Here is a 9,798-nt window from a genome sequence, read left to right on the forward strand (position 1 = left end):
GCGCCTGTGGCGCTGCCTAATCCGAGGTCTTACGACTCGCGGAGCCCATTAACGGGCGTGCCAGAGGGCTTTCGCGTGGTTCTGCCGCCAGCCCCGGAAACGCGACGGTTTGTGCATTGCTCTTATGGTTCTGACTTCTCGCTCTCCAGCTGCGCTTCTAGGATGGCGATCACCTGAGCCGTTCGGCCGCCCGGCATCGCCCGGCCTTCGTTCAGCATGGCTTCGTCGTTCGTGACCCAGGCAAATGCCTCCGCGACCTCCGCCTTGGTTGCTCCGGCTGCGATCACATCGACGAGCACCTTCTCATCGACATCGCCGAGGACTGCCGCAGCTTCGGCGCGTGTCACACGATCCGTCATGTCTGCCTCCCCAGCTGAGTGAGAGCTCGGAGAACGGTTCTTGGACGCACGAGTTGCGTCAGTAGGTTCTCGTGAATTTTCTCCGGCGTGGTCCGCTCCTCGCGCCGCACCCGACCTGGTCGGTTGTTGTGAGCCTCTCGCCTCCTCAGCGAACTGAGCGGCAAATTTCGCGGCTTTCGTGAGAGCAGCTGCTTCATTCTCTGCCTCTCCGCCAGCATCCTCGATCATGACGGTCAGCGAGAGCCACTCGGCAAACAGGTCAGAGTGCGCCGTGACGAGGTAGACCAGCTGGCCGGGCTGCGGATCCCGGCCGGTGTCGACCGGTGCAACTTCCCAACGCATCACGCGCTCTGCCTCGAAGGGCGAAGGAGCCGGCGCAGGGCATGCCTGCGCCGGACCGCATCCTACTCCGCGAGAGCCGGTTCCGCAGCCTTGCGCTGGCTGCGCGGCTTCGTCGGCGCCTCGGCCGCCTTCTTGCGCGTGCTACGGGCTTTGGGAGCCTTGGAAGTCTGCGCCGGCTCGACGACCTTCTCGACCGGTGCGGCGGCCTTGGTTGCGGGTTTGCGGCGCTGCTGGCCAAGGCCCATGCTCTTGGCCAGCGAGGAGCGCGCCTCCGAGTAGGATGCCGACACCATGGGATAGTCGCGCGGCAGTCCCCATTTCTCCCGGTAGCTCTCGGGTGTGAGGCCGCGGATCGTCAGGTGCCGGCGCAGCGTCTTGTAGAGCTTGCCATCCTCAAAGCTGATCAGTGCCTCCGTCGTGATCGACTTCTTGATCTGAGCTGGCGTCAGCTTGATCTCCGGCTCGCTCGTAGGGGCGCCCTGGCTTAAGCCCGCCACGGCAGCATGCACACTGGCTATCAACCCGGGCAGGTCACCAACAGATGCATGGTTGTTGGACAGATAGGCGGCGACGACCTCGACCGTCAGGTCGATGTGATTGATGCTGGATGCTTCGGCAGTGTCAGACATGAAGAACTCCTTCCTCGTTCTCTTGTCTCACACACCTGCAGAAACCATACTTGCCGGCAATTAGCGCGGGCGGAAAAAGTCTGCTTTCCCACAGGCGTATTGATCCAGTCTGACCAAATCACGGCGAGGCAGCCGCACAGAGTTCTCCCTGTTCGCCAACATCTGGTTGAGAGTCGTTGCGCTGAACGGTCAGTCGCAGTCTGCCCTCAGGGCGTCATCATCCAGCTTGCCGCATGGCGGCGTCAGCTGCGCGATGGTGGATCATCAACCCACTTCGCAGTGAGTTGCGTACCGTACGAGAAGTGAAGGAACGTTCTGCCGCCATTTCGGGTAAGCTTGAGCGTAAAGCCATGTGCAGGGTCGAACGGCGTGACCTTGCGCTTCTCAGGGGAGCAAAATGAAGCCGATCGTGTACACGCTCACGGGCGCGCTGGCCCTCAGCCCGGGATTGATCATTGGCCCCGCGCCGGCCAGCGCCGATGAACCGGCTGGCTATAGCCGCCGGACCTACCAAGGCCGGCCAGTGCTGCGGTATCGCCCAGCCCATCGCCCTCGCCGCATCGTGCGCGAGGTCATCGTCGAGCGGCCCGTTTACCGGACGCGTCGGATCGTCCGCGAGATCGTGGTTGAGCGGCCCGTGTTCTACCGACCGCCACCTGTGGTGCGCGAGGTGATCGTCGAGCCGTTCGACTATGGTCCGCCGCCCTACGCCTATGGGCCGCCCTTCCGTCGCAGCTTTGCCTACGGCCCCGGCTTCTACGGACCGATCCGCCCAGTCGGCTTCGGGTTCGGTCCTCGCTTCGGGTACGGCCGGGGCTACTGGTAGTCGCGCCTTGCTGGGCCGGGCCACCGCGCGGTGGCCCGGCCCAGGCGAACGCCGATGTCAGGGCTCCGGGTACTCGACGAGCTCGCACGTACCGCCGAGACACCTCCCGATTGCCGTCAGCGCAGCGTCCAGTGTGGGGTGAAAGACGTAAACGCCGTCGAGTGGACTTCCCCGCTCCGGCAGGATGGTGAACGGGTCGACCGGCACGGTTGTCTTGCGTAGCCGGCCGAGCGGGCAGCCGAATTGATCCTGCAGGAGCCACTCGGTGCCGGCGGTCCCAATCGGCTTGACGACCGCATCCATGTGGATCCTCAAACGCGATGACGCCCGGCGAGTTGCCGCTGAGTCGTTCGGCTACTCCGCGGCTTCGGGCCGGGTGCCTGCCGAGTGAGACTGATCCTCGTCTGCGTCGCGGGCTCCGCCGCGGCCTAGACCTGTGGCCTTGGCGAGTTCGGAGCGTTGCGCGGCGTAAGCGGCGGCCACCATCGGGTAATCATTGGGCAGGCCGTACCGCTGGCGGTAGCTGTAGGGGTCGAGCCCGTGCCGCGTCAGGTGGCGCTTGAGAGCCTTGTAGGGCTTGCCGTCGATGAAGCTGATCAGCGCGTCTGGCGTGACCGACTTGCGGATCTGCGCTGGCGTCGGCTTTTCCACCTCCTCCGCAGAGGCCCAAGACGTGCAACTCGCGAGACCCTTCAGCATGCCGTGCACGCTCGCCAGCAGTGCAGGCAGCTCTGCCGCAGGCACTGAGTTGTTGGAGACGTACGCCGAGACAATCTCGGCGGTCAGGTCGACTTCACTTCTCTCGTCCGCCTTCGTGTCTGACACGGAACACATCCTCTGCTGTGTGTGGACGTGGCGGAGTAAAGCCTCTTGGCGAGAACGCAAGCCCGCTCAAACAAAACGTACGGAAGGTACGAACCGGTTTGCGCTGACCGGTGCTGTGACTCGGACAGCTTGGTGACTACTATTTCACTTACGATGCAGTGTAGACCGCCCGTCCTCACAGCCGTGAGCCGGCACGCCAACGACCAGAGCGGCTGGTGCCAGCCCGAGCGCTTCAGGCCCGAACCATGACACCGCATGCTGTAACCGAACTCGCCTGCCAGGAGGAGCGAGCTTGACGCGGGAAGGTGCGCGCCAATTCGCAGATCGTCGCCCACATCGCGCCAACTTCGGCGCAGGCGCGACCCTCGGGCTCGTACTCGTCGACCGACTGGCCGCCGATCAGGGCGTGCGAGAGGCTGACGCGCTGCGAGACCTGCCCCGGCAGGACGGGCGCACCCATGCTGATCAGGACGTCCCGGGTCTCGGCCACCGTGCTCACCTGCGTGTCGCCGCGCGTGATGGGCGGCGCGGCATTGATGATGCAGGCCAGCGGTGCCTTGAGGCTGCGCGCCATCGTCAGCGTGGCACCGACCGCGTCTAGGTCGAAGGGACCTGGCCGGACCGGGATCAGGGTCAGGGTTGCCCTGCTCATCAGCGAGGCGATCAGGCTGCCGTTGTGAGGCGGGCTGTCGATAACCACCCAGTCCACTCCTTCCCGTTCGGCGATGTTCAGGATCTCGGGGACGTCTCCGGCGCTTGCCTTCGTCAGGTGCGGCGTTGGAGCAGCGCGGCGCCGGTGCCAGAACGACAGCGACCCCTGCGGATCGGCGTCGATGAGGAGCGTTTTGCCGCTCTGCTGAGCTAAGGCTCCGAAGTGCACCGCCAGGGTGCTCTTGCCGGCCCCGCCCTTCTGAGCTGCGATCAGGATCGTATGCACGCTGCACTCCTTGCAGAACGGCCGCAAGCAATTCCGAAGGGTCAACAACAACCCCTCGAGACATGACGTTCGATCAGTGAAGCTTTATCTGGTTAATAAATCGAAAAAGCAGGCAATATAGGCGAGAACGAGCGACTAGAGATCGGACCGTTCCTTCGCGTTGCAGTGCAAAATGTAATGCGAGTACATTTTGCGCTTCAGACTTCTCCGCCTCGCGATTAACTCAATGCCGCGCTGGACGATGTCTGCTTCGACGGCCGCGTGACGGGGTCGGTCGCCAAGCGGACGCACCAGCCTCCACCTCGGCAACCGGAAACCCTCTCCAAGCTGGAGCCGTTAGCTTATGTGCGTGCTATCGCCCATCAGAGCCGCCAGCCGCGACGCTGGTGGCAGCCGGGGGCGGCGTCACGCGTTGATGAGCTGCGTCATGATCAGCCCGACCGCTGACATGCTTCAGAATGACACTCCTGCACCGGTAGGTGCAGGGGGACCGACTGGGCTCTTCCGAACAGCACTCGACGGCATCGGCGAAGCTGTCATCATCACCGGCTCGCAGTTGGAGCGTCCCGGTCCGTTCATCGAGTACGTCAATCCCGCCTTCACCCGCATGACCGGCTACACGGCCGAGGAAGCCGTTGGGCAGACGCCGCGTATTCTGCAAGGGCCGCTGACTGACAGGGCGGTCCTCGGCCATCTGCGCGCCGACCTTGAAACACGTGAGGCCTTTCAGGGCACGGCCATCAACTACCGCAAGGATGGCAGCACCTTCACGATGCACTGGCACATCACACCGCTGCGCAACGAGGCCGGAAACCTGACGCATTGGGTCGCTCTGCAACGGGAGATCCAGCCCGGTGACCCGCTGCACGAGGCTCCTTCAGAGCGCGTCGCCCGCGTCCGCGAAATCATGGACCAAGCCGTTGCGGGACTAGCTCACACGATCGGTGCACCTGCTGACTTGAGCCAGCTCATGAACCAACTAGCCCAGACCTCTCGCGAGCTACAGAGACAGGTACGCACGACACTGGGGCTTGTGCGCTCCATCGCGCGCCGCACTGCCGAGACCCACGATACAGCGGCGGAGTATGCCGCGCACCTCGACAGCCGGATCGATGCGCTGCAGCGCCTCAAAAGTGCCTCGCTGCAAAGCCCACCGACCGGGATCGACCTGGAGTGGCTGGTTGCCGACGAGTTGCAGGCGTTCGAGATGGAGATGCCGGACCGCGTGCGCATCTCTGGACCGCCGATCAACCTTTTGCCTCAAGCCGCGGAGATGCTCGGCTTAGCCATTCATGAACTCACGACCAATGCGCTGAAGTTCGGAGCCTTGTCGGAGCGGGGTGGATCCGTCTCGGTGCGGTGGCGGCTCCGCTTCAGCGAGCGCGTTCCTTGCCTTGTATTCAGGTGGGCTGAGCGCGAGGTGCCGGAGGCGGTCTCACCGCCATCTCACACAGGGTTTGGCCTGAGGCTGCTAGAGCAGATCCTGCCGGCAGACCTCAATGCCTGCTCGAAAGTGCGATTTGTGCAGAGTGGCCTCGTCTGCCGGATCGATCTGCCCCTGTCCTCACAGGTTCTGCAGATCGCCTGAGGCACCGCATCGGGCTCAGCCTGTGCTCCGCGCTTCGCTGCTGTACTTCTCCGGCACCGCTGGTCCTGGTCGATTCCCGCAACCAGCCCGGTCTAAACCAACAATCCTGATCTCGCTGGAGCTCGTAGAGACAGCTTGCCACCGGGCTGCCAGCCAGGGCCCCGCTTCCGGCTCCTCGACACTGGGCTTGCCGCCAGTGCCGATGCGCAGGCTTGCACAGGCGCGACTATCGCGGCCGGACTGACCGGAGCTAGCCTACTCGGCCCAGGCATCCCCAAACCCAATCTGCCACATGTCGGAGGAGACTCGCCGAGCATGATGAGTACGGTCACGGGTGCGCGCGCCGGCCGCCCAATTGCGTGCGGGTTTCCCCGCCGATCTTCCGTTCGTGATGGTGACCTTGGTCGTGCTTGGGCCCTCAGCCCGAACCAGCCTGAACAGCGCGGCGGCATGGGATGGCGAAAGGCGGACGCACCCGTGCGACGCCGGTCGCCCGAGCTGGCGTGTCGCCGTGCTGGCATGGATGGCGTGGCCGGCAGCCGTGAAGAAGATCGAGTGGGGCATTGGAGCGTCATCCCACTCCCTGGAGTAGTGCTCCTTGGCCAGACGCAAGGGGCGGAACGTCCCTGCCGGCGTCTTGTAGGGCGCCCGTGCGGTCGAGACCGACCAGGAGTGGCGCAGCTTGCCATCGACCGTCACCCGCATCCGCTGTGCGGCCTTGTCGATCGTGATCAGAACGCGCGGGGGAGCCGCAACGACCGGCGCGATGACATCGCGCGCCGGCGCTTCTGTCAGTTGAGGTTGAGCGGGAGCAGGGATGCCGGACGTAGCACCGAGCGCTGGGGCTGCTGGGAGTGACGTCCCCGGAGGAGCAGCCTCGGTCGGGAGTGTAGCGATCTGGTTAGAAGCGGGCGATTTATCAGTGATGGTGTCCGATGGGCCCGGCGGGAGAGTTGCTTCCGCAGGAGGCTCACGAGCTGCCAGTGCCTCTGCCGCGTTGGGATCGGATGTTTTGCTTCCGTCGCTTCCGGATACCGCCGGGAGGTTGCGGGCTTCGGAGGTGGGCTGATGAGTGCGGGAGGTTTCTGGCTGCACCGCTGACGCAGCTGGAGAGAGAGCGCCCTCTCCCGCAGATCTTTGCTCGTCAAGCTTCCGCTGCGCGTCCGCTTTTGCCGCTTGATCCGCCTTCTCCTTCTGGGGTCGCTCTGAAGCCTCGCGTGCGAGGCGCTTACCGAGCGCGAGCCGATCGCGTCTTGCCTCTTCGAGAACCTTGAAGGGATCTACGAACTGGGCGGAAGCCATGCCGGCGCCGGCTGTGGCGAGCATGCACGATGCGATCAGCAGGTTGACGACACGCATCCTTCGCCTCCGGCGGCAACAGCCGCAGTTAGCTGCATCAAGACAATCACACTTAACAGCCAAGGTTCCGCAGGCGGAATGTGCAAGCTGATTTCGAAAGCTCTGAGGCCCTGTGTTCAGATCAGCGGGCCTAGACACCGGACCGTCGAGCGGACGCGACGAGCTCTGCAGCTTTCCACCGAACCGCCATTCGATCGAGCCCCTTGCCGGTGAGCTCGGCCGTGTGAAAAGCCCCGCGAGCCGTGAAGCTGCGGGGCTTTGTCGATCGGCTACGCGAGATTGATCGGGCTGCCCCCTCGTAGCCATGCTGGAGGAGTGTCACTCCTCAAGGAGCAACCTTGCACCGGCTAGCCTGATTCGCTGTTGCTGCCAGGAAACAGTGGGACGATACGAACAAGGCTAGGACGCGAGGCTGGTCACGCGAAGTTCGGCCCTCCCCCGTCAGGATCCGTTCCTCAAGCTCCGGTATGCCAGCCGCATCTCGGCCACCCTCCGTGACTTGCCGACCGCACCGCGTGAGTAGCGCTGCGTCGTCGAGGTCTGCGAATCAGCCGGAGCCGAGCGGATGTGGTCGAGGTCGGCGCCGGCATCCTCAGCCTCAGTGATCGCACCTGCCCGCGCGTCCATGTTCCAGACGTGGTTCGGGATGCCGACCGCTCGCGCCACAATGAGCCACTCGCGACCGAAGGCCGATTCGGCATAGGGGCGGCCTGCCGCCTCGTCGATGATCAGCGGGCCGTTGCGCTGCTCGGGCGGGATCCGTTCCAGCAGGTCGAGCACCAGCGGGCAGAGCTTCAGGTCGTGGGCGGCGAATGCGCCCGTCTTGGTGGTGGCCTTGCGGATCACGAGGTCGCGCGAGAGGTCCTCCCAGGTGAGCCCCCTCCCCCAGCGCCGGCCATTCAGGACGAACTCGCCCGGCTTCGCCGCCGTGCCATCCGGCGCCGGCGTCCACTCGCCGATGACGTCCCGCTGCCGCATGGCGGTCTCGAATTGCAGCGTGGTGCCGAGTGACCTGACCGGCTGGCTTTGGACCGGGCTGATTGCGAGGATCAGCCAGGACCGGAGGAGCTGGAAATGAGGAGAGGACAGAGGCCGAGTGCCGAGCAGGTGGTACTGACGCTGCGCCAGATCGAGGTGCAGACAGCCCAGGGCAAGAGCATCGCCGTTGCCTGCAAAGAGGCGGGCATCTGCGAGCAGAGCTACTACCGCTGGCGCAAGGAGTACGGCCACCCGCGCCCGTCAGCTTCCCGGATCTGGCCTTCCGCCTACCCATGGCCGCTACCATGCAGTAGCCTCGCACCTGGCTCGGTCCAAAATGCCGGTCAGGTCACCTCCGCGTCCAAGTGCCGGAGTGCCCGCTGACGGTCGGCGAGCGCCGAATGGGCGGTGTTGCGCACGATGCGCATGAGCCAGGCGCGCGGGTCGCCCCCGCGGAAGGAGGCGAAGTAGGTGAGGCCCCGCACGACCGCATCCTGCACGATGTCCTCCGCCAAGTGCGCGTCGCGCACGAGCCAGCGCGCGAGGTTGTAGGCCGCGTCGAGGTTGGGGAGCACGACCTGCTCGAAGCTCGGGCGGCCCTCGTCGGGCAGGGCCGCAGGTTCTCGGAGACCGCGCCGCCTCACGTCTGCACCTCAGCCCACAACCAGATGAACCGAGCTGACGACACGCACAACGGAACCTCCGACGATCCAAGGTCGGTGCCCTTCTGAGTGCTTGAGGATACCGAGGGGGACGGGCAAGCCAAGTGTCCGCTCGAGACCGCAGTAGGCCCGGCGAGGCTGGTGATATCGTCCCATGCCACATCTCGGTCTGTCTCTCCCGGAGGGCGCTCGGAACGGATCTTCGCTTAGTGCGCGCTCGACTCCAATTGAAGCAGAGACAAAATGCGAGGAGCATTTATTCACGGGGTGCGTACGGAAGCTCGAAGCCTAGCGTTCGCCTGGACCAAACCCGTCTGCCAGGGAGCGTTACGGGGTTGAGGCTCGCTCGGTGATGATGAGGTCCATCCGCATGTCGTGCGGCTGCGGATGGATGGTGTCCAGGCGCGACAGTTCAAAGCCGACGCCGATCGTCTGTGGCTTCGATGGCATCGCCGCGATCGTCCGGTCATAAAAGCCCCCGCCGTAGCCCAGCCGGAACCCGGAGACGTCAAAGCCGACGAGCGGCGCGAGCAGGATATCAGGGAGTAGCGGCTCGCCCTCAGCTGGGATCGGGATGTTCCAGACGCCCCGGGACATCGCCACACCCGGCCACCATTCACGAAACTGGAGTGGCTGCGCTTTTGCCACCACCACGGGAAGCGCGAGGCGCACCCCGCGCGTGCGCAGACCGGTGAGGAGCGTGCGTGCATCGTACTCCCCTCTGAAGGGCCAATAGAAGCCGACGAGCTTTCCCGAGGCCGAGGAAAGTGCCTCCGCCAGCGCCTTGTCGATCCGTCCGCTCCAGTCCGCGCGCTCCGCGGACCCGATCTGAAGCCGGCGCTCGATCAACTGAGTGCGCGTCGCCTTCCGCCACTGTCTGATCGCCGGCCAATCGAGGCTGCCGGCAGGTAGCGGAGGGTCACCGATCCGCTCCGATCCACCATCTAGTCCTACGAAGCTCGGATCGAGTTCGTGCATGAAACAGGGCGGCGAACTGTAGGTGCCGAACGCCGCCGGATCCTCGACAGGCTGGTGAGGTTCGTTCTCAGGTTTCCTCGTCTGAGTGCCCATGACCCCACTCCGCTCCATCAAGGCCACTCAGCGGCAGCAACAATCCAGGCATCGCCTAGAGGTGGGCTGCCGTGCCACTACACACCTCCGCGCTCGACCACTACCGGAAAACCACGCTCGTCCCAGCAGAGCGTGCCGCAACATCCCACGTCACCGCTCCAAGGTCCGTCACCTGCGCCACCTGCTCAAGGACGGCCTGCTCGTCAGGTCGAAGTAGATCTC

General features: G+C 64.7%; 11 protein-coding genes and 1 pseudogene. 3 read left to right on the top strand and 9 right to left on the bottom strand.

The annotated features are described in order from the left end of the window. Window positions 1–122: 122 nt before the first annotated feature. A complete protein-coding gene (locus tag MOX02_RS28145) occupies window positions 123–359 on the bottom strand; it encodes a hypothetical protein (protein ID WP_147029098.1) in 237 nt (78 codons plus the stop codon). A 404-nt stretch (window positions 360–763) separates the two neighbouring features. After that, window positions 764–1,330 (bottom strand): Ros/MucR family transcriptional regulator, encoded by a 567-nt coding sequence (locus MOX02_RS28150; protein ID WP_147029099.1) that lies wholly within the window; start codon window positions 1,328–1,330, stop codon window positions 764–766. A 397-nt stretch (window positions 1,331–1,727) separates the two neighbouring features. Between MOX02_RS28150 and MOX02_RS32500 the strand changes: the two genes are divergently transcribed. Then, a complete protein-coding gene (locus MOX02_RS32500) occupies window positions 1,728–2,156 on the top strand; it encodes a hypothetical protein (RefSeq protein WP_238179937.1) in 429 nt (142 codons plus the stop codon). A gap of 57 nt (window positions 2,157–2,213) precedes the next feature. Here the strand turns inward: MOX02_RS32500 and MOX02_RS28160 are convergent, their stop codons facing one another. The 3 genes from MOX02_RS28160 to MOX02_RS28170 all read right to left on the bottom strand — a co-directional run bounded on the left by MOX02_RS28160 (window position 2,214) and on the right by MOX02_RS28170 (window position 3,918). Further along, entirely contained in the window at window positions 2,214–2,459 is a 246-nt protein-coding gene (locus MOX02_RS28160) for a hypothetical protein (protein WP_147029100.1), read from the bottom strand. 51 nt (window positions 2,460–2,510) lie between these two features. Next, window positions 2,511–2,990, bottom strand: a complete 480-nt coding sequence (locus tag MOX02_RS28165) for a Ros/MucR family transcriptional regulator (protein WP_147029101.1) — start codon at window positions 2,988–2,990, stop codon at window positions 2,511–2,513. A 223-nt stretch (window positions 2,991–3,213) separates the two neighbouring features. Next, entirely contained in the window at window positions 3,214–3,918 is a 705-nt protein-coding gene (locus MOX02_RS28170; protein ID WP_147029102.1) for an AAA family ATPase, read from the bottom strand. A 427-nt stretch (window positions 3,919–4,345) separates the two neighbouring features. Here MOX02_RS28170 and MOX02_RS28175 point away from each other — a divergent pair, with 427 nt between their 5' ends. Then, window positions 4,346–5,506: a PAS domain S-box protein gene (locus tag MOX02_RS28175; protein WP_170268032.1), complete on the top strand. Its 1,161-nt coding sequence runs from the start codon at window positions 4,346–4,348 to the stop codon at window positions 5,504–5,506. A 255-nt stretch (window positions 5,507–5,761) separates the two neighbouring features. Here the strand turns inward: MOX02_RS28175 and MOX02_RS28180 are convergent, their stop codons facing one another. After that, a complete protein-coding gene (locus MOX02_RS28180) occupies window positions 5,762–6,865 on the bottom strand; it encodes a L,D-transpeptidase family protein (protein ID WP_238179940.1) in 1,104 nt (367 codons plus the stop codon). A gap of 441 nt (window positions 6,866–7,306) precedes the next feature. Then, window positions 7,307–7,843 carry a site-specific integrase gene (locus MOX02_RS28185; RefSeq protein WP_174804980.1) on the bottom strand — a complete coding sequence of 179 codons (537 nt, stop codon included), beginning with the start codon at window positions 7,841–7,843 and terminating at the stop codon, window positions 7,307–7,309. Between the two features lie 96 nt (window positions 7,844–7,939). Between MOX02_RS28185 and MOX02_RS28190 the strand changes: the two are divergent. After that, window positions 7,940–8,092: pseudogene (locus tag MOX02_RS28190) on the top strand (helix-turn-helix domain-containing protein); the annotation flags it as partial. Window positions 8,093–8,187: 95 nt separating this feature from the next. Here MOX02_RS28190 and MOX02_RS28195 read toward each other — a convergent pair. Further along, window positions 8,188–8,487 (bottom strand): sigma factor, encoded by a 300-nt coding sequence (locus tag MOX02_RS28195; RefSeq protein WP_238179941.1) that lies wholly within the window; start codon window positions 8,485–8,487, stop codon window positions 8,188–8,190. A 345-nt stretch (window positions 8,488–8,832) separates the two neighbouring features. Beyond that, complete coding sequence (locus MOX02_RS28200; RefSeq protein ID WP_174804981.1) at window positions 8,833–9,576, bottom strand: 5-formyltetrahydrofolate cyclo-ligase; 744 nt, start codon at window positions 9,574–9,576, stop codon at window positions 8,833–8,835. Window positions 9,577–9,798 lie beyond the last annotated feature (222 nt).

It is taken from the genome of Methylobacterium oxalidis (assembly GCF_007992195.1).
In the GTDB taxonomy this organism is placed as follows: Bacteria; Pseudomonadota; Alphaproteobacteria; order Rhizobiales; family Beijerinckiaceae; genus Methylobacterium; species Methylobacterium oxalidis.